The 18,458-nt window shown below is 69.7% G+C and carries 18 protein-coding genes; 5 read left to right on the top strand and 13 right to left on the bottom strand.

Features of this window, described 5'->3' with window-relative positions; all coding sequences use genetic code 11:
* Both rpoD and dnaG read right to left on the bottom strand, forming a co-directional pair.
* On the bottom strand, positions 1–2,191 hold a 2,191-nt coding region (rpoD, locus tag QZV97_RS17650), incomplete at its 3' end, for an RNA polymerase sigma factor RpoD (RefSeq protein WP_295645566.1).
* A 310-nt stretch (positions 2,192–2,501) separates the two neighbouring features.
* Positions 2,502–4,211, bottom strand: coding sequence for a DNA primase (gene dnaG, locus QZV97_RS17645; protein WP_295645564.1), 1,710 nt, complete (start codon positions 4,209–4,211; stop codon positions 2,502–2,504).
* 232 nt (positions 4,212–4,443) lie between these two features.
* Between dnaG and QZV97_RS17640 the strand changes: the two genes are divergently transcribed.
* A complete protein-coding gene (locus QZV97_RS17640) occupies positions 4,444–5,157 on the top strand; it encodes a TonB family protein (RefSeq protein ID WP_295645561.1) in 714 nt (237 codons plus the stop codon).
* Positions 5,158–5,163: 6 nt separating this feature from the next.
* Here QZV97_RS17640 and QZV97_RS17635 read toward each other — a convergent pair whose 3' ends face one another.
* The 8 genes from QZV97_RS17635 to QZV97_RS17600 form a co-directional block, all read right to left on the bottom strand.
* A complete protein-coding gene (locus tag QZV97_RS17635) occupies positions 5,164–6,975 on the bottom strand; it encodes a gamma-glutamyltransferase family protein (RefSeq protein ID WP_295645558.1) in 1,812 nt (603 codons plus the stop codon).
* Between the two features lie 37 nt (positions 6,976–7,012).
* A complete protein-coding gene (locus QZV97_RS17630; protein WP_295645555.1) occupies positions 7,013–7,771 on the bottom strand; it encodes a 3-hydroxyacyl-CoA dehydrogenase in 759 nt (252 codons plus the stop codon).
* A 76-nt stretch (positions 7,772–7,847) separates the two neighbouring features.
* On the bottom strand, positions 7,848–8,501 hold the full coding sequence (adk, locus tag QZV97_RS17625) for an adenylate kinase (RefSeq protein WP_295645551.1): 654 nt from the start codon (positions 8,499–8,501) through the stop codon (positions 7,848–7,850).
* Positions 8,502–8,662: 161 nt separating this feature from the next.
* Positions 8,663–9,421 carry a 3-deoxy-manno-octulosonate cytidylyltransferase gene (gene kdsB, locus QZV97_RS17620; RefSeq protein WP_295645548.1) on the bottom strand — a complete coding sequence of 253 codons (759 nt, stop codon included), beginning with the start codon at positions 9,419–9,421 and terminating at the stop codon, positions 8,663–8,665.
* Positions 9,418–9,615, bottom strand: coding sequence for a Trm112 family protein (locus QZV97_RS17615; protein ID WP_295645572.1), 198 nt, complete (start codon positions 9,613–9,615; stop codon positions 9,418–9,420). Before QZV97_RS17615 ends, kdsB begins: the two co-directional genes overlap by 4 nt.
* Before the next feature lie 5 nt (positions 9,616–9,620).
* Positions 9,621–10,685, bottom strand: coding sequence for a tetraacyldisaccharide 4'-kinase (gene lpxK, locus QZV97_RS17610; RefSeq protein WP_295645545.1), 1,065 nt, complete (start codon positions 10,683–10,685; stop codon positions 9,621–9,623).
* Between the two features lie 16 nt (positions 10,686–10,701).
* Positions 10,702–11,142 (bottom strand): biopolymer transporter ExbD, encoded by a 441-nt coding sequence (locus QZV97_RS17605; RefSeq protein ID WP_295645569.1) that lies wholly within the window; start codon positions 11,140–11,142, stop codon positions 10,702–10,704.
* A 34-nt stretch (positions 11,143–11,176) separates the two neighbouring features.
* Positions 11,177–11,818: a MotA/TolQ/ExbB proton channel family protein gene (locus QZV97_RS17600; RefSeq protein ID WP_295645542.1), complete on the bottom strand. Its 642-nt coding sequence runs from the start codon at positions 11,816–11,818 to the stop codon at positions 11,177–11,179.
* 341 nt (positions 11,819–12,159) lie between these two features.
* On the opposite strand from QZV97_RS17600, the gene xseA reads away from it, so the two are divergent.
* The gene (gene xseA / locus QZV97_RS17595; protein WP_295645539.1) at positions 12,160–13,461 is read left to right on the top strand and encodes an exodeoxyribonuclease VII large subunit; all 1,302 of its coding nucleotides are present in this window, start codon (positions 12,160–12,162) and stop codon (positions 13,459–13,461) included.
* 45 nt (positions 13,462–13,506) lie between these two features.
* On the opposite strand, the gene QZV97_RS17590 is transcribed toward xseA, so the two are convergent.
* A complete protein-coding gene (locus QZV97_RS17590; RefSeq protein WP_295645535.1) occupies positions 13,507–14,085 on the bottom strand; it encodes a urate hydroxylase PuuD in 579 nt (192 codons plus the stop codon).
* 97 nt (positions 14,086–14,182) lie between these two features.
* On the opposite strand from QZV97_RS17590, the gene QZV97_RS17585 reads away from it, so the two are divergent.
* Positions 14,183–14,764, top strand: a complete 582-nt coding sequence (locus tag QZV97_RS17585; RefSeq protein WP_295645532.1) for a Fe-Mn family superoxide dismutase — start codon at positions 14,183–14,185, stop codon at positions 14,762–14,764.
* A 15-nt stretch (positions 14,765–14,779) separates the two neighbouring features.
* On the opposite strand, the gene QZV97_RS17580 is transcribed toward QZV97_RS17585, so the two are convergent.
* A complete protein-coding gene (locus tag QZV97_RS17580) occupies positions 14,780–15,232 on the bottom strand; it encodes a DUF192 domain-containing protein (RefSeq protein WP_295645528.1) in 453 nt (150 codons plus the stop codon).
* A gap of 164 nt (positions 15,233–15,396) precedes the next feature.
* Between QZV97_RS17580 and icd the strand changes: the two genes are divergently transcribed.
* Positions 15,397–16,650: an NADP-dependent isocitrate dehydrogenase gene (gene icd, locus QZV97_RS17575; RefSeq protein ID WP_295645525.1), complete on the top strand. Its 1,254-nt coding sequence runs from the start codon at positions 15,397–15,399 to the stop codon at positions 16,648–16,650.
* A 199-nt stretch (positions 16,651–16,849) separates the two neighbouring features.
* Positions 16,850–18,124, top strand: a complete 1,275-nt coding sequence (locus QZV97_RS17570; protein ID WP_295645522.1) for a tyrosine-type recombinase/integrase — start codon at positions 16,850–16,852, stop codon at positions 18,122–18,124.
* Between the two features lie 31 nt (positions 18,125–18,155).
* On the opposite strand, the gene QZV97_RS17565 is transcribed toward QZV97_RS17570, so the two are convergent.
* Positions 18,156–18,458: RES domain-containing protein (locus QZV97_RS17565; protein WP_295645519.1), on the bottom strand; the 303-nt coding region annotated here is incomplete at its 5' end.

Here is an 18,458-nt window from a genome sequence, read left to right as displayed (position 1 = left end):
CCTTGGCCTCGATCTGGCGGATGCGCTCGCGCGTGACGTCGAACTGCTTGCCGACTTCTTCCAGCGTGTGGTCGGTCGACATCTCGATGCCGAAGCGCATGCGCAGCACCTTGGCCTCGCGCGGCGTCAGGGAGTCGAGGATGTCCTTCACCACGTCGCGCAGGCCCGCCTGCATCGCGGCCTCGATCGGCGCGGTGTTGTTGGTGTCCTCGATGAAGTCGCCCAGGTGCGAGTCGTCGTCGTCGCCGATCGGCGTCTCCATGGAGATCGGCTCCTTGGCGATCTTCATGATCTTGCGGATCTTGTCCTCGGGCATCTCCATCTTCTCGGCCAGCGTCGGGGCGTCCGGCTCGAAGCCGAACTCCTGCAGGTGCTGGCGCGACAGGCGGTTCATCTTGTTGATCGTCTCGATCATGTGCACCGGGATGCGGATGGTGCGCGCCTGGTCGGCGATCGAGCGGGTGATGGCCTGGCGGATCCACCAGGTCGCGTAGGTCGAGAACTTGTAGCCGCGGCGGTACTCGAACTTGTCCACCGCCTTCATCAGGCCGATGTTGCCTTCCTGGATCAGGTCGAGGAACTGCAGGCCGCGGTTGGTGTACTTCTTCGCGATCGAGATCACGAGGCGCAGGTTGGCCTCGATCATTTCCTTCTTCGCGTCGCGCGAGGCCTTCTCGCCCTGGTTCATCTTCTTGTTGATCTGCTTCAGGTCCTCGATCGGCACGACCGCCTTGGACTGGATGTCGATCAGCTTCTGCTGCAGGTCCTGGATCGGCGGCAGGTGGCGGGCCATCACGACGCTGTAGGACTTGCCGGCCGCCGCCTCGCGCTCGGCCCACTTCAGGTTCAGCGCGTTGGGCGGGAAGGTCTTGATGAAGTGGTCCTGCGGCATGCCGCACTTGTCGACCACGATCTTGCGCAGCTCGCGCTCGTAGCGGCGGATGTCGTCGACCTGCGAGCGCAGGATCTGGCACAGCCGCTCGATCGTCTTGACCGTGAAGCGCAGGCTCATGATCTCGGAGCTGACGCCCATCTGCGCGCGGTTGTAGGCCGGCGACTTGTAGCCGTCCTTCTCGTAGGCCTTGCGCATGCGCTCGAAATGCGTGCGCAGCTCGCCGAAGCGGATCAGCGCGGCGGCCTTCAGCTCCTCGAGCTTCTTGGTCAGCGCCTTGGAGCCGCCGTTGCCGTCGTCGTCGTCTTCCTCGTCGAACTCGTCGAAGTCTTCCTCGGCCACGTAGTCGTCGGCTTCCTCGTTCGAGACGAAGCCGTCGACCACGTCGGAGATCTGCATCTCGCCGGCGGCGATCTTGTCGGCCAGCACCAGGATCTCGGCGATCGTGGTCGGGCTCTCGCTGATCGCCAGCATCATGGCCTGCAGGCCGCCTTCGATGCGCTTGGCGATCTCGATCTCGCCCTCGCGCGTCAGCAGCTCGACCGTGCCCATCTCGCGCATGTACATGCGCACCGGGTCGGTGGTGCGGCCGAACTCGGAGTCGACGGTCGACAGCGCCGCCTCGGCCTCTTCCTCGGCCTCCTCGTCGGTCGATGTCGCGGTCGAACCGCCGGCGATCAGCAGCGTGGCCGCATCGGGTGCCTGCTCGTAGACGGCGATGCCCATGTCGTTGAGCATCGAGACGATGGCTTCGAGGATCTCGGCCTCGACGAGCTTCTCGGGCAGGTGGTCGTTGATCTCCTGGTGCGTCAGGAAACCACGGGTCTTGCCCATCTTGATGAGCGTCTTCAGCTCCTGGCGGCGCTTGGCGACCTCGTCCTCGGTCAGCTGCGTCTCGTCCAGGCCGAACTCGCGCATCAGCGCGCGTTCCTTGGCGCGCGAGACCTTCATCCGCAGCGGCTTGGCCTTGGCGGTCTCCTCGGTGCTGGTCTCGACCTCGCCTTCGAGGTCGGCCTCGATGTCGCTCAGGTCTTCCTCGATCTCCGGCGCGGCCGGCTTGGCGCCTGCCTTGGGCTTGCGGCCCGGCTTGCCCTTCTGGGCCTCGACGACCGCGGTCTTCGCCGGCGGCTTGGCAGCGGGCTTGGCCGGCGCCTTCGCGGCGGCACCCTTGGCCGGCGCAGCGGCGGCCTTGGCCTTCTTCAGCTCGACGTCAGCAGGCTTGCCTGCCGGCTTCTTGGCGGTGGCGGCCGGCTTGGCGGACTTGCTCGCCGGGGCGGGAGCGCTCTTCTTCGCGGTCATGCGATTCCTCGGAGGATGGGTGTCTCGGGGGCCGAAGGCCGAACGCGTTCAACCGACCCGCGACCCCACGGATCCGGCGGGATCCCGTGGAAATGCAGGTCGGGCCGTTGCCGTCCCGTACAAGGGGAGGGCCGCGGTGGCGTCGGCGGGCAAGCTCGCGTGAGGGTCCGGAAGGTGCAGCCCTGGCGGGTAAGGGTGGCCTGTGAACCCTTTTCTAGGGTGGCCGGGGCCCGGAGGTGCTGCGCTCACTCTTGCCGATCTGACGAACACGAGATTATCTGCGAAGAGGCCCCGCAGGTCAAAGTCGCGGCTAGAGACGACCCAGGACGCGCTCGGCCGCCTGCCGCGGGTCGGCGGCGCCGACCTGCGTGACCGCCGAACGCAGGTCCTCGAGCAGCGGTTCGACCTCCAGGTCCATCGTCTCGACCAGTTGGACGGCCAGCGGTCCCCATTCCTGCGAACCGACGGGCTCGCGCCAGGCCGACCAGGGCTGCGGGCCGAGGTCGTGCAGCTGGCTGTCCAGCCAGCGGAACAGCTCGCCATGCCAGCCCGGGCGCTCGCACAGCAGCGTGTGCTCGGCATCGCTGAGCTGGCTCCACCAGACGCTGTTCAGCAGCAGCAGCCGGGCCACGTGGTCCTCGGGCCGGCGCATCACCACCCTCGGGGGCCGCCGTGATGGTGCCGCCCTCGACGGCGGCGGCGCGCCGCGCGCCGGGGCTGGCGTGCCCCACAGCGTGGCCAGCTCGGGTGTCGGCAGGTGTCCTTCGCTCGCCAGGTCGACCAGCAGCTGCCGCTTCAGGGCGCCATCGGGCAAGGCCTGCCAGAGCGGTCTGGCGTTGGCCAGCAGCCGGGCGCGGCCTTCGGCGCTGTCCAGTTCGCAACCCTCGCGTGCCGCCTCGACGAGCTGCCGCGACAGCGGCACCGCCTGCTCGACGCAGGTCTCGAAGGCGGCGGCGCCACGTTCGCGGACGTAGGAGTCCGGATCGTGCTCGGTCGGCAGGAACAGGAACTTGATGCTGCGGGTGTCGGTGGCATGGGGCAGCGCGGCCTCCAGCGCCCGCCCGGCCGCGCGACGACCGGCGGCGTCGCCGTCGAAGCTGAAGACGATGCGGTCGGTGAAGCGCAGCAGCTTGTGCACGTGCTCGGCGGTGCAGGCCGTGCCGAGCGTGGCCACGGCGTTGGGGAAGCCCAGCTGGGCCAGCGCCACCACGTCCATGTAGCCCTCGACCACCAGGGCGTAACCGCGCTCGCGCAGCGCGTGCCGTGCCTCGTGCAGGCCGTAGAGCTCGCGGCCCTTGACGAACACCGGCGTCTCCGGCGAATTCAGGTACTTGGGCTCGCCCTGGTCGAGCACCCGGCCACCGAAACCGATGACGTCGCCCTGCACCGAGCGGATCGGGAACATGATGCGGTCGCGGAAGCGGTCGTAGCGCTTCTGCTCCGGGCCCTCGTCGCCCTGGACGATGACCAGCCCGGCCTCGGTCAGCAGCGGATCGTCGTAGCGCGGGAACACGCTCGCCAGGCCGCGCCAGCCCTCGGGCGCGTAGCCGAGCCCGAAGCGGGCGGCGATCTCGCCGGTCAGGCCTCGCCCCTTGAGATAGGCGACGGCCCGGTCGTTGCCCTTGAGCTGCTTGCGCCAGTGGTCGCCGGCCTTGGCCAGCACGTCGGTCAGCGTCGCCTGGCGCTCCTTGGCGACACGGGCCTGCTCGCGTTCCTCGGGGCTGCGGTCGTCCTCGGGAACCGTCAGGCCGGCCTGCTGGGCCAGGTCGCGCACGGCGTCCATGAAGCCGAGGCCGCCGTGCTCCATCAGGAAGCCGATGGCATTGCCGTGGACCCCGCAGCCGAAGCAGTGGTAGGTCTGGCGCGAGGGGCTGACGATGAAGCTCGGCGACTTCTCGCCGTGGAAGGGGCACAGGCCCTTGTAGTTGATGCCGGCCTTCTTCAGCTGGACGTGGCGGCCGACGATCTCGGCCACGTCGGTGCGCGCCAGCAGGTCCTGGATGAAGGCGGGAGGGATCACGCGCCGAGTCTATAGAAGGCGCGCCGGCCGCCCGACGTGCAGGCCGTCACGAAAGCCCGTTGCCGCCCGTCACGCCGGGTGCGGCACGCCTCGTGCTCACGCTGCGGATCGCTAGACTTTTGGTGGTTGCAGCACATCGCGACCCAGGCCGGCCGAATCCGCCCCACCGGGCGGATCGCGGTCCAGTCGACGGGCCACCGATCGGTGGCCTGCCAGTGTCGGGGAAGGAAGCATGGATCGAGATGTGTTCGACCGCCGGGTGGCGCGCGATGCGGCACGGCGGCTGCTGGTCGTCCTGGGCGGCGGGGTGTGTGCCGCGGCGGCCTGGGGCCAGGCGCCGGCGCCGGCCGAACCGGCCAGCGCACCCAGCGAGCGCGTGAAGCGCGACGCCGAGAAGCCCTTCCAGTGGATCCTTCTGCAGAGCGACAAGCCGCGCAGGGCCCGCGATGGAACAGGCTCGGCCGGGGCGGCTCCGGCCGCCGCAGCCGCGCGCCCATCCCGGCCGGCGCCGGGTTCACCCAAGCCGGCCGTAGCTGCCGAAGCGCCGGTGCCGACCGCGACGCTGCCCGTTCCGGTGGCCGAGCCGACGCCTGCGGCGCCGGCACCGGCGGCGGTCGCCGCCCTGCAACCGGCGCCCGGTGCGATCCCGCTGCCTCTGCCGGAGCCAGCGCCGGCCGACACCGAGGCCGAGGCCGACGAGGCGCTCGAACTGCTGCAGCAGATCCCGCCCTCGTTTCCGCGCGCGGTGATGCTGGACATGCGCAAGGGCAGCGTGCAGGTGAGATTCAAGGTGCAGGCCGACGGCACGGTCGCCGAGCCGTCGGTCCTCAGGTCGACGCACCCGCGCCTGAACAAGCCGGTGCTGGCCGCGGTCGGGCAGTGGCGGTTCAAGCCGGTGCGCGAGCCGCGCGAAGCGGCGGTCGAGCTCGGCTTCGACCTCGACTGAGGCGCGTCAGCGTCCGGCCGCCGCGCCGTCGCGCCGCGGATCGGCGCCGGCCTGCCAGCCGCTGCCGTCCCACCAGAGCACGTGGCTGCCACTGGTCAGCGGCGCATCGCGCAGCACGTGGCCACGCGCCTCCAGGGCGGCGCGGGTCGCGGCGCCGAAGCGGCCGGACTCGAGCAGCGTGGGTCCGTTGACGGAGCCGAAGTTGGGCAGCGTGACGGCGCCCTGCGGGTCGAAGCCCCGGTCCAGCACGGCCCACGCGGTCTTGGCGACGTAGAGCGGGATCGGCGCGCCGCCCGGCGAACCGGCCACCATCACCAGGCGCCCGCCGGCACGCTCGAAGACCAGCGTCGGGGCCATGCTCGAGCGCGGTCGCTTGCCGGGCTGGACGCGATTGGCGATCGGCGCGCCACCGGCGGTCCGTGGTGCGAAGCTGAAGTCGGTCAGCTGGTTGTTCAGCAGGAAGCCGCCGGCGACGCCCGCACCCAGGTTGACCATCACGCGCGCGCCGAACTGCGCCTCGATGCTGCTGGTCAGCGCCACGGCGCGGCCCTCGGCGTCGACGATCGACAGGTGGGTCGTGGCGGGAAGCTCGGGACTCTCGGCAACGGCTGCGGCACGGCCGGCGGCGGCTGCCGCGGCAGGATCGCCGGGCGCGGCCTGGCCCATCGAGCGCTGGGCGATCAGTCGGCCGCGGGCGTCGAGGTAGTCGGGCGCCAGCAGGCGCTCCCAGCGCCCGCCTGGCGCTGCGACGAAGGCCGGGTCGGCGATGTGCTGGTTGCGATCGGCGTAGGCCAGCCGGGCGGCCTCGCTGTAGCGGTGCAGGAAGTCGGCGCTCGGCAGGCCGGCCTCGACCGGGGGGCCGTCGGCGGTCGTGCGGTCGAGCAGGGCCAGCACCTGGGCGAGCACCAGCGCGCCCGAAGAGGGCGGCGGCATCCCGCACAGCCGCCAGCGGCGCCATTCGTGACACAGCGGCTCGCGCTCGAGCGCCCGGTAGCCGGCCAGGTCGGCCGCCGCCAGTCGCCCGGGGTTGCCGGCGTGCCCGCGCGCCGCAGCCACGATCGCATCGGCCAGCGGTCCGGACCGCAGCGCCTGCGCGCCTCGCGTGGCGATCAGACGCAAGGCGGCCGCATAGTCCGGGTTGCGCAGCAGGCTGCCGCTTGGCACGGGACTGCCGTCGTCACGGTAGTAGAAGCGCCGCGCGACCGGGTCGCGCTGCAGGCTCGCTTCGGACTGCAGCAGGGCGTGCAATCGGGCGCCGACGGGGAAGCCGCTCTCGGCCAGCGCGATCGCCGGCTCGAACAGGCGAGCCCAGGGCAGGCGGCCGTGCCTGGCGTGGGCGAGTTCGAGCATCGCGACCAGTCCCGGCACGCCGACCGCGCGCCCGCCCGTGGCCGCGGCCTCGAAGGGCAGCGGCGTGCCGGCCGCGTCGAGCAGCAGCTGCTCGTCGGCTGCCGCGGGCGCCGTCTCGCGGCCGTCGTAGGCCTGGACGCGCTGCCCGTCCCAGTGCAGCAGGAAGCCGCCGCCGCCGATGCCGCTGGACTGCGGCTCGACGAGACCCAGCACCCATTGCGCGGCGATCGCCGCGTCGAGCGCCGAGCCGCCCTCTCGCAGCATCTGCGCGCCCGCCTCGGCGGCCAGCGGATGGGCAGCAACGACCGCCTCGCGGGCGAAGCGCTGCAGTGGCTTGTCGCGGCTCGTGGTCGCGAGTTCGGGTTGCAGCGCCGGGTCACGCAGAGACTCGTGCGGCGGCGTCGATGCGCACGCCGCCAGCAGCGCCAGCGCGAGGCCGCTCCAGGCGACCCGGGACCGCGGCTTCATCTCCTGCGGCTCCTCCGGCGTGCCGCGGCGGTGGCGCTCAGCGCGGCGCCAGCCGGATCGCGCCGTCCAGGCGGATCACCTCGCCGTTGAGCATGTCGTTGGTGACGATCTGGTGCACGAGCTTGGCGTAGTCGGCCGGCGTGCCCAGGCGCGACGGGAAGGGCACGCTCGCGGCCAGCGCGTCCTGCACCTCCTGCGGCATGCCGAAGAGCATCGGCGTGCCGAAGATGCCCGGCGCGATCGTCATGTTGCGGATGCCGTTGCGCGCCAGGTCGCGCGCGATCGGCAAGGTCATGCCGACCACGCCGCCCTTGCTGGCCGCGTAGGCGGCCTGGCCGATCTGGCCGTCGTAGGCGGCGACCGAGGCGGTCGAGATCATCACGCCGCGCTCGCCGGTGGGCTCGGGATCGTTCTTGGTCATCGCCTCGGCGGCGAGACGGATCATGTTGAAGCTGCCGACGAGGTTGACGGTGATGGTCTTCGCGAACACCGCCAGCGGATGCGCACCTTCCTTGCCGACGGTCTTGACGGCCGGTGCGATGCCCGCGCAGTTGACCAGGCCCATCAGCTTGCCCAGCGACACGGCCCGGGCGACCGCGGCCTGGCCGTCGGCCTCGGCCGACACGTCGCAGCGCACGAAGGCGCCACCGATCTCCCTGGCGACCTGCTCGCCCTTGTCGGCCTGCAGGTCGGCGACGACGACCTTGCCGCCCTCGCGCGCCAGCATGCGCGCCGTGCCTTCGCCCAGGCCCGAGGCGCCGCCGGTGACGATGAAGACCTTGCCTGCGATGTCCATGGAGCGCTCCTTCGGTGATTCGGTGGGATCGAATGAAGAGCGGCCGCCGCAGCGGCCGCACTCGGTGCGCGCGGGCTCAGCCCAGGGCAGCCAGCGCGCGCGCGGTGATCTCGTCGACGCTGCCGGTGCCGGCGATCTTGCGATAGCGCGGCGCGCCGGCATCGCCGGTCGCGGCCCAGGCGGCGTAGTAGTCGACCAGCGGACGCGTCTGGCTCTGGTAGACCTGCAGGCGCTTGAGCACGGTCGCCTCCTTGTCGTCGTCGCGCTGGATCAGCGGCTCGCCGGTGACGTCGTCCAGGCCTTCGGCCTTGGGCGGATTGAACTTGACGTGGTAGGTGCGGCCCGAGGCGACGTGCACGCGCCGGCCGCTCATGCGCTCGACGATGGCCGCGTCGGGGACGTCGATCTCGAGCACGACGTCGAGCTTGACGCCGGCCGCCTTCATGGCGTCGGCCTGCGGGAGGGTGCGCGGGAAGCCGTCGAACAGGAAGCCCTGGGCGCAGTCGGGCTGCGCGAGTCGTTCCTTGACCAGCCCGATGATGATGTCGTCGCTGACGAGACCGCCGCTGTCCATCACCTTCTTGGCTTCGATGCCGAGCGGCGTCCCGGCCTTCACGGCGGCGCGCAGCATGTCCCCGGTCGAGATCTGCGGGATGCCGAACTTCTTGCAGATGAAGGCGGCCTGGGTTCCCTTGCCGGCGCCGGGCGCGCCCAACAGGATCAGTCTCATTGCGGGTCCTCGTGCAGTGCTCTTCGCGCGGGTCCGCACGGGGCAGGACGCGGCTTGTCTCGCGGTCTTGGGGCGCGGCGAGCCGCGCGTCTTCTGGGGTCGAATCGAGAATAACACGCAGCCTTGCTGCAGCCTGACTGCCGCAGTGCCGCGGCCGCGCTTCAGGCGGCTGCGAACAGCGCGCGCACGCGCTCCAGATCCTGCGGCGTGTCGACGCCGGGTCCGGGGCGCAGCGCACTGACGTGCACCGCGATGCGTTCGCCGTGCCACAGCACGCGCAACTGCTCCAGGGATTCGATCGCCTCGATCGGGCTGGGTGGCAGCGTCGGGTAGCGGCGCAGGAAACCGGCGCGGTAGGCGTACAGGCCGATGTGGCGCAGCGGCGGCGGCTCGCTCAGCCGGTCGACGCCGCCGGCGTAGCCGTCGCGCCACCAGGGGATCGGCGCGCGCGAGAAGCTCAGTGCACGCCCCTGGCCGTCGCAGACCACCTTGACGACGTTCGGGCTGACGAACTCGGCCGCGTCGTCGATCGCATGGGCCGCCGTGCTCATCACGCACTCCGGTCGCTCGGCCAGCAACGCGGCGCAGGCGTCGATCAGCGCGGGCTCGATCAGCGGTTCGTCGCCCTGCACGTTGACGACGATCTCGTCGTCGGCCAGACCGAGCAGCGTGCAGGCCTCGGCCAGCCGGTCGCTGCCGGTCGCGTGGTCGCTGCGCGTCAGCAGGGCGCGCACGCCATGCTGGCGGCAGGCTTCGACGGTGCGCGCGTGGTCGGCCGCGACGACCACCGCCCGCGCGGTGCTGGCGGCCGCGCGATGCGCGACGCGCACCACCATCGGCAGCCCGGCGATGTCGGCGAGCGGCTTGTCCGGCAGGCGCGTCGACGCCAGCCGGGCCGGCACCAGCACGGTGAAGCTCATTCGGCGAGCGGCGGCGGTTGCGACGCCGGATCCTCGATCGCCCGGGCCTCGGCCTCCAGCATCACGGCGATGCCGTCGTGGATCGGAAACGCCAGCCGGTCGGCGGCGCAATGGAGCTCGTGCGCCTCGTGGTCGTGCGTCAGCGGGCCCTTGCAGATCGGGCACACCAGCAAGGCCATCAATCGGGTGTCCATCGTGCTCATGGCGTGGTGGGGGCTGCGGTGCGGGGCGTCAGGGTCGCGAGGGCTTCGTCGAGTGCATCGAAGAAGCCCGGCTCGGGTCCGAAGTCTAGCGGCGCGACCCAGACGCGCGTGCCGGGACGCTCGCGTGCCATACGCTGCGGCTGCAGCTTGACGGCGTCTTTCTCGGTGATGACGACGTCGGGGGCCTGCGTGGGCCAGGGCAGGTCGGCGTAGGGCTCGTGATCGGGGAGTGCCAGCTCGCTGATCGTCAGGCCGTGCGCACGCAGCTGCTCGAAGAAGCGCTGCGGCTGCGCAATGCCGGCACAGGCCACCACCGGGCGATGCCGCAGCGACGACCACGTCGCGGCGTCTGCCGCTTCGCCACGCCACCAGGCCGACAACTCGACCGCACCGGCCAGTTCACGCCGCGCGGTGAAGCCGGACAGCGGCGTGCTCGGCGCCGCGGCGTTGTAGAGGACGATCCGGCGGCCCGCCGCCGGTGCGTCGACCGGCTCGCGCAGCGGCCCGGCCGGCAGCAGCCAGCCGTTGCCCGCGCCCCGGGCGTCGAACACCAGTACTTCGATGTCGCGTGCCAGACGCAGGTGCTGCAAGCCGTCGTCGGCGAGCAGCACGTCGACCTCGGGGTGCGCGGCGAGCAGGCTGCGGGCGGCCGCGATGCGATCGCGGCCCACGACCACCGGCACGCCGGTGCGCAGGCGCAGCAGCAGGGGCTCGTCGCCGACGGCCAGGGCCGCCGCCCCGGCGTCGACGTGCTGCACCTGGCGGGCCGAGCGGCCGTGTCCGCGCGAGACCACGCCGGGGCGCCAGCCGCGCGACTGCAGGTGCAGCGCCAGCGCGACCACCGTCGGCGTCTTGCCGGCCCCGCCCGCGATGCGGTTGCCGATCACCACGACCGGGCGACCGACGCGCTCGGTGCGCAGCCATCCCGAGCGGTAGGCCAGGCGACGCAGACCGATCACGGTGCCGTAGACGACGGACAGCGGCCACAGCAGGCACGCCAGCGCGCCGCGTGCCAGCCAGGCCCGGGTCAGCAGTGCTTCGAGCCTGGCGCGAGCCGGCATGCCGGGCCGGGCGCGCTCAACGCGTCTCGCCGTCGGCGCCGCCGCTGCGACTGGCCTGGGTGGCGAAGCTGATCTGCGCCAGGCCGGCGCGCCGCGCCGCGTCCATCACGTTGATCACGCTCTGGTGGGCGGCGTTGGCATCGGCCGAGATGATCAGCATCCGCTCGGTGTCGCCGCCGGCGGCGGTGCGCAGTGCGGCCGTCAGTGTCGTCAGGTCGCGGCCCGCCAGGGGCTGGCGGTTCACGGTGTAGCGGCCGTCGCCGGCCACGCCGATGACGATCTCCTTCGGGTAGTCGCGGGCGCGCTGTGCATCGGCGATGGGGAGCGTCAGCTTGAGCTCCGTGAACTTCGAGTACGTCGTCGACAGCATCAGGAAGATCAGGATCACCAGCAGCACGTCGATGAAGGGGATCAGGTTGATCTCCGGCTCCTCGCTGCGGCGATGGTGGAAGTTCATCGTCATGGCGCGATCCCGTGCGTGGTCGGTGACGTCAGGACTGCCGCACGGCGAAGCGCAGCAGGTGCGGCATCATCCGTTCGGAGGCTTGCTCCAGGTCGATCGTGTACTCGTCGATGCGGCCGCGGAAGTAGCGGTAGAACATCAACGACGGGATGGCGACGATCAGCCCGAACGCGGTGTTGTAGAGCGCGATGGAGATGCCGTGGGCCAGTTGCTCCGGATTGCCGCCGACGCCGGCGGTGGTCGTCGGGGCCTGCGAGCCGAAGATCTCGATCATGCCGATCACCGTGCCCAGCAGGCCGAGCAGCGGCGCGGCGGCGGCGATCGTGCCGAGCGCGTTCAGGTAGCGCTCCAGGCGATGGACCGCCGCGCGGCCCGCGGTCTCGAAGGCGATTCGCAGGCCTTCCTCGGTGATGCGCGGGTCAGCGATGACCGCGCGCAATCCGCTGGCGAGCACGTGGCCGAGCACCGAGTTCGCGGACAGCTTGTTGACGACCTCGGGCGCCGGCAGGCTCTTGCTGCTGACCGAGATCACCTCGTCGAGCAGCCGGGGTGGCACCACGCGGGCGGCCCGCAGGCTGCTGAAGCGCTCGATCACCAGTGCCATCGCGACGATGGAGCACAGGATCAGCGGCCAGATCGGCCAGCCGGCCGCTTGTATGATCGAAAGCAACGACGTTCTCCAGATTCGGGTCGCGGCGATTATGGCTCCGGGCTCACGGCCGCCACGCCGGACGTCGGTGACGGCGTGAGAGAGGATGCCGCCGGCAATCGTCCACCGTTGTTGTGGACAACTTTGTGGGCAACTGCGCTGTGCACCTGCCGCAAAGCCCGCCAATCAAGGCCGCGAACAGATTGCTCAAACAATGAGCATAAAAAAATCTTTGCATATCAATGGCTTGCATGACTTTGACAGGCCGATGACACCGGCATGGGCTCGCCAGGCCTTATCTGGCGCGGTTGTGGAGTTCCGGGCCCGCATATCGAGGGGCCTGGGGCGCGATCGGCGGGTCGATGAGCGACGCTGAAGCGATGCGCGCCGGTGGCTCCGGCGGGCCGCGCGTGTGGGAGGTCGCGGGCCTCGTGAACGCGGTGGCCGACGCGCTGGCGGCGCGCTTCGGCGCTGTCGCGGTGCGTGGCGAAGTGGCCGGTTTCACGCGGGCCGCCAGCGGGCACTGCTACTTCACGCTGAAGGACGCCACGGGCAGCGCTGCACTGCGTTGCGCGATGTTCCGTCGCGCTGCCGGCCTGCTGGCGTTCGCGCCGGGCGAGGGCGATCTCGTCGAGCTGCGCGGCCGCCTGGCCGTCTACGAGCCGCGCGGCGAGCTGCAGTTCATCGTCGAGAGCATGCAGCGGGCCGGTGCCGGTGCCCTGTACGAGCGCTTCCTGCGGCTCAAGGCCCAGCTCGAGGCGGAGGGGTTGTTCGACGCGGACCGCAAGCGGGCGATCGTCCGGCAGCCGCGCTGCGTCGGCGTCGTGACTTCGCTGGCTGGCGCGGCCTTGCACGACGTGCTGACGGCCCTGCAACGGCGCGCACCGCAGGTCCGCGTGATCGTCTACCCGAGTCCGGTCCAGGGCGCCGACGCGCCGTCGGCGCTGGCGCAGGCGATCGAGGTGGCCGGCCGCCATGCGCAGGCCGACACGCTGCTGCTGTGCCGCGGCGGTGGCTCCCTCGAGGACCTCTGGGCCTTCAACGAAGCCGTGGTGGTGCGCGCCGTCGCGGCCAGCACCATCGCGGTGATCGCCGGCATCGGGCACGAGACCGACGTGACGCTGGTGGACTTCGCGGCGGACCTGCGCGCACCGACGCCGACGGCCGCCGCCGAGCTGGCGGCCGCGTCACGCGAAGACCTGCTCAAGGGGCTGGCGCAGTTGGCCGGGGCGATGCGCGCGCGCGTCGAGCGCAGCCTGCAGTCACAGGCCCAGCGCCTGGACCGCCTGGGGCTGGGCCTGGGGCGGCCGGCCGAGCGCCTGATGCGGCAACGCAGCCGGATCGAGTCGCTGGCGCAGCGCCTGGCGCATGGCGCCCGGGCCAGCGTGCGGCTCGGGCGCACGTCGGAGCAGCGTGCCGGCCTGGCGCTGGCCCATGCGGTGCGCCTGCGGCGCGAGCGGCTCGGGCATGCGCTGCAGACGCTCCAGACGCGGCTGGAGGCCCTGGACCCGGCGCGGGTCGTCGGCCGAGGCTATGCGCTGGTCGAGACCGAGCAGGGCGATCTGGTCGTCGAGCCCGGACAACTGCAGCCCGGCCAGGACCTGCGGCTCACGCTGGCACGCGGCCGGGCCGCGCTGCGCATCGACCGGCTGCTGCCGGAATGAAGAAACCGGGTGCGAAGCCCGGTTCGTTCGGCCGATCGCGGCAGCTCAGAGCCCGGCGTTCTGCTGCGCCACCATGCAGTACAGCATCGGCAGCGACAGCATCGTGTTGGCGCGCGAGGTCAGCATCGCCAGCCGGCCGGCCTTGGCCTTCTCCTCGGGCGTCACGGTGACGATGCCGAGCGCCTTCTTCTGGTTCGGCCAGATGATGAACCAGACGTTGAAGGCCATGATCAGCGCCAGCCACATGCCGATGCCGATCGCGACGAAGGGCTTCTGCACCGCCAGCGCGCTGGCGATGTAGCCGTTCATCCAGGCCAGCAGCAAGCCGGTGACGACCGTCGCCAGCGCGCCGTAGCGGAACCAGAACAAGGCCGTCGGCGCGATCACCTTGCTGATCGCCGGCTTCTGCTCGTCGGGAATCTTCGGCATCGAGGGGATCTGCACGAAGTTGAAGTACCACAGCAGCCCGATCCACATCACGCCCGAGATCACGTGCAGCCAGCGCATCACGAACGCGCCCCAGGCATGACTGAACTGCACGTTGCCGGCCAGCAGGACGATGACCACCAGCAGCACCAGACCTGCCGCCAGCGTGCGCCCGAGTGATTGAAATATCGCGCCCATGCCTCGTCCCTCCGGGGTTGTTCGATGTCCCATAGACTATATCGAACACCCCCTGGCGAGCTTGCTCGCCATCATCCTCAGGAAGCCCGCGCCACCCATGGAACACCAGCTGCCCGCCTTGCCCTATGCGACCGATGCCCTCGCGCCCGCCATGTCGAAGGAGACCTTCGAGTTCCACTACGGCAAGCACCATCAGGCCTACGTCACCAACCTGAACAACCTGATCAAGGGCACGGAGTTCGAGCCGCTCTCGCTCGAGGAGATCGTCCGCAAGTCCAGCGGCGCGATCTTCAACAACGCCGCGCAGATCTGGAACCACACCTTCTTCTGGCACAGCTTGAAGCCCTCGGGCGGCGGCAAGCCGGCCGGCGCCCTGGCCCAGGCGATCGACGCGAAGTGGGGCAGCTACGCGGCCTTCCGCGAAGCCTTCACCAAGAGCGCCATCGGCAACTTCGGATCCGGCTGGACCTGGCTGGTGAAGAAGGCCGACGGCAGCCTCGACATCGTCAACACCGCCAACGCCGCGACGCCGCTCACCGGCAGCGACCGGCCGCTGCTGACGATCGACGTCTGGGAGCACGCCTACTACATCGACTACCGCAACGCGCGACCGAAGTTCGTCGAAGCCTACTTCGACACGCTGGTCAACTGGGACTTCGCGACCGCCAACTTCGGCTGACCGGCCGGCCGCGCCTCAGGGGCGGAACGGCGAGCCGCTCAGCTTGCTGCCGGCCTTGAGGTTGCGCTGAGCGAACCAGCCCTTGTTCATCTCGAGGACCAGGCGCACCGGCCGGGTCGAGCAGGTCGACTCGAGCGTCTGGGGCGGCATGTCGGCGATCTGGAGGATCGTGCCGTCGTCGGCGACGAAGGCGATCGACAGCGGGATGAGCGTGTTCTTCATCCAGAAGCATTGCGGCGCCGGCTCGTCGAAGACGAACAGCATGCCTTCGTTGCTCCCCAGGGCCGGCCGGCTCATCAGGCCGATCGCCCGCTGCTCCGGGGTGCGTGCGACCTCGGCCTGGATCTGGTGGATGCCGGCGCTCAGGCGCAGCGCCGGCAGCTTCTGGGGCCCGGACTGGGCGAGGCCGGGCAGGGCGCTCAGGAGCAGGAGGCCGGCGACGAGCCACGACGACGACTTGCGATGCATGCGTGATCCAGCAGTGGAGCCGTCAATTTAACGCAGCCTCCCAGGCGCCCGCTGACCGCACGGCGTCGTGTCGACAGGCCCCTGCCGATTGCAGGCGTCGCCTAGAATTCCCGACGCTTCGCTTCCATCCTCGTCCCGCCTTCCTCGCACGGAGACACGACCCCATGTACCAGCACATCAAGGTGCCCGCCGGTGGCCAGAAGATCACCGTCAATGCCGACTATTCGCTCAACGTCCCCGACGAGCCGATCATTCCGTACATCGAGGGCGACGGCACCGGCTTCGACATCACGCCGGTGATGATCAAGGTCGTCGACGCAGCGGTCGAGAAGAGCTACGGCGGCAAGAAGAAGATCCACTGGATGGAGATCTACGCCGGAGAGAAGTCGACGCAGGTCTACGGCCCGGACGTCTGGCTGCCCGAGGAGACGCTGAAGGTCCTGAAGGACTACGTCGTGTCGATCAAGGGCCCGCTGACGACGCCGGTCGGTGGCGGCATCCGCTCGCTGAACGTGGCACTGCGCCAGGAACTCGACCTCTACGTCTGCCTGCGCCCGGTGCGCTACTTCAAGGGCGTGCCCAGCCCCGTCAAGGAGCCCGAGAAGACCGACATGGTCATCTTCCGCGAGAACTCCGAGGACATCTACGCCGGCATCGAGTTCGAGGCCGAGAGCGAGAAGGCCAAGAGGCTGATCAAGATCCTTCAGGACGACTTCGGCGTCAAGAAGATCCGCTTCCCCAACACCTCGGGCATCGGTGTCAAGCCGGTCAGCCGCGAGGGCACCGAGCGCCTGGTGCGCAAGGCCATCCAGTACGCGATCGACAACGACAAGCCCAGCGTGACCATCGTTCACAAGGGCAACATCATGAAGTTCACCGAAGGGGGCTTCCGCGACTGGGCGTATGCGCTGGCGCAGAAGGAATTCGGCGCCCAGCCGATCGACGGCGGCCCGTGGTGCAAGTTCAAGAACCCGAAGACCGGCAAGGAGATCACGGTCAAGGATTCGATCGCCGACGCCTTCCTGCAGCAGATCCTGCTGCGCCCGGCCGAGTACTCGGTGATCGCGACGCTCAACCTGAACGGTGACTACGTGTCCGACGCCCTCGCGGCCCAGGTGGGCGGCATCGGCATCGCGCCGGGCGCGAACCTGTCGGACTCGGTGGCGATGTTCGAAGCCACCCACGGCACGGCGCCCAAGTACGCCGGCAAGGACTACGTCAACCCGGGCTCGGAGATCCTGTCGGCCGAGATGATGCTGCGCCACATGGGCTGGACCGACGCCGCCGACCTGGTCATCAGCTCGATGGAGAAGGCGATCCTGTCGAAGAAGGTCACCTACGACTTCGCCCGCCTGCTCGAGGGCGCCACCCAGGTCAGCTGCTCGGGCTTCGGGCAGGTGATGATCGAGCACATGTGAGCCCGTCCCAAGACGTCGCATGACGTCCCGCAAGGCCCTGATTTCATTGGAGAAATCGGGGCCTTGTCGTTTCAGAGCGTCTCAAGCCTGACCGCGAAATCCTCCGTGGAATTGGGATATAGCAAGGAAACGGCGCCCCCGTTTTCCTGCAAATTTCCCACAAACGGGGAACGGCCAGAGACCCTGAAACGAGGACCTCATGAGACACCTGAACTACACGCTCACACCCACCCGAATCAACAACGCCAAGGGCAAGGCGCGGCCCTACAAGCTCACCGACGGCGGTGGGCTGTACGTGCAGGTGATGCCCAGCGGCATCAAGACCTGGCGCTTCCGCTACATGTTGGGCGGCGCGGCCGGAGACGTGCGCATCGGGCGCTACCCCGAGATCGGCGTTGCTGATGCTCGAGACCGGCACTTCGAACTGCGGCAACTCGTCGAGCGGGGACAAGATCCGGCCGTGAAGGTCGCGCAAGAACGCGAGGAACTGGAAGCACGGGTCCAGCCGAAACGCTCCGGCGACGATGTCGAGGCCTTCTCGAAGCGCTGGGTCACGGAGCGCCTGAGCACCCGCACCGAGGGCTATCGGGCCCAGATCCTGTCGCGCCTTGAACGCTTCGTCTGGCCCGCCATCGGCCACAAGACGCTCGAGGAAGTTAAGCCACGCCACGTGCTGGAAATCCTCGAAGCTCGCCGCAGTACGCCGAACACTGCGGAAGGCGTGCGGATCATCATCCAGCAGCTCTACAACTACGCCATCCAGAAGCTGATCGTCGAGACCAACCCCGCATTGCCTCTGCGTGGCGTGATCGACGTGCCGCGAGCGCAGCATCACCGGCACCTCAACGAAGAGGAGTTGGGTGCATTCTGGAACTCCGTCGCCCGACAAGGCGCGCACTTCGTGACGATCGCGGCGACGCAGTTCCTCATGTACACGATGTGTCGGAAGTCGGAAGTGATCCGCGCCCGCTGGACGGAGTTCGACCTCGCCAAGGCTCAGTGGGACATCCCTGCAGCGCGGATGAAGAGCCGCCGACCCCATCGGGTCTACCTGGCCACCCAGGCGATCGAGTTGCTGAAGCTGTTGCGTGCGAAGACAGGAGAAGGGTCCTACGTGTTCCCGTCGACGCAGAGAGCCACGGTGCCCCTCGTCGACTGCACGCTCAACCACTTCTTCAAGCGGCTCGACTTCGGCGTCGAAGAGTTCAGCCCCCATGGCACGCGAGGCACTGCGGCGACGTTGCTGCGCGAGCATGGTTTTGGTCGGGACGTGGTCGAGTTGTTGCTTGCCCACACCGAGAAAAGCCAGACGGCAGCGGCCTACCACCACCACGAGCTCGAGTCAGAGAGGCGCAGGGCGCTGCAATACCTGGCCGACCAGATCGACCAGCTCGCCTTGGCTGACCGTCGGCGTCGTGAGGCGGCGCGCGACGCCTCCTTGATGCGCGACGGAGCACTGGCTATGGCCGAGTAGGTAAAGGCCCTGCTGTTGATGCGTGCTGGCGTCAAGCAGGCAGCACGACGACTTGGTACTTGGAGAGAAAGCTCGGCCAGTCGACGTGGTCGCGCAACGCGATGTCGTCGACGAGGAAGAGCTTCGCGTCTGCACGGTCGAACAGGGCGGCGCACGGGGCCGGGTGGTTGTTGCGGGAAGGGTAGAGCACGCCGTCGAACCGAGGCGCGCCATCCGGCTCGGCAAGCGCGTGTACCAGCGCAGCGATGCGCTGCGTGTGAACGTAGCGACGGCTGGCCAGCTGGGACAGGTTCAATCCGAACTGCGATGCCATCACGCCGGGCGCAGTGAGGTC

The sequence above is a fragment of the uncultured Methylibium sp. genome, from assembly GCF_902826655.1.
Taxonomy (GTDB): domain Bacteria; phylum Pseudomonadota; class Gammaproteobacteria; order Burkholderiales; family Burkholderiaceae_C; genus Methylibium.
The sequence above is the reverse complement of the archived record's forward strand: the minus strand, read 5'-3'. Positions and strand labels throughout refer to the sequence as shown.

Coding starts and splice junctions, on each gene's coding strand:
- QZV97_RS17570 (WP_295645522.1), top strand. CDS start 16,850: ATGAGACACCTGAACTACACGCTCACACCCACCCGAATCAACAACGCC.
- QZV97_RS17615 (WP_295645572.1), bottom strand. CDS start 9,615: ATGGACACCCGATTGATGGCCTTGCTGGTGTGCCCGATCTGCAAGGGC.
- QZV97_RS17580 (WP_295645528.1), bottom strand. CDS start 15,232: ATGCATCGCAAGTCGTCGTCGTGGCTCGTCGCCGGCCTCCTGCTCCTG.
- lpxK (WP_295645545.1), bottom strand. CDS start 10,685: ATGCCGGCTCGCGCCAGGCTCGAAGCACTGCTGACCCGGGCCTGGCTG.
- QZV97_RS17630 (WP_295645555.1), bottom strand. CDS start 7,771: ATGGACATCGCAGGCAAGGTCTTCATCGTCACCGGCGGCGCCTCGGGC.
- adk (WP_295645551.1), bottom strand. CDS start 8,501: ATGAGACTGATCCTGTTGGGCGCGCCCGGCGCCGGCAAGGGAACCCAG.
- xseA (WP_295645539.1), top strand. CDS start 12,160: ATGAGCGACGCTGAAGCGATGCGCGCCGGTGGCTCCGGCGGGCCGCGC.
- QZV97_RS17585 (WP_295645532.1), top strand. CDS start 14,183: ATGGAACACCAGCTGCCCGCCTTGCCCTATGCGACCGATGCCCTCGCG.
- QZV97_RS17635 (WP_295645558.1), bottom strand. CDS start 6,975: ATGAAGCCGCGGTCCCGGGTCGCCTGGAGCGGCCTCGCGCTGGCGCTG.
- icd (WP_295645525.1), top strand. CDS start 15,397: ATGTACCAGCACATCAAGGTGCCCGCCGGTGGCCAGAAGATCACCGTC.
- QZV97_RS17590 (WP_295645535.1), bottom strand. CDS start 14,085: ATGGGCGCGATATTTCAATCACTCGGGCGCACGCTGGCGGCAGGTCTG.
- QZV97_RS17640 (WP_295645561.1), top strand. CDS start 4,444: ATGGATCGAGATGTGTTCGACCGCCGGGTGGCGCGCGATGCGGCACGG.
- kdsB (WP_295645548.1), bottom strand. CDS start 9,421: ATGAGCTTCACCGTGCTGGTGCCGGCCCGGCTGGCGTCGACGCGCCTG.
- QZV97_RS17605 (WP_295645569.1), bottom strand. CDS start 11,142: ATGAACTTCCACCATCGCCGCAGCGAGGAGCCGGAGATCAACCTGATC.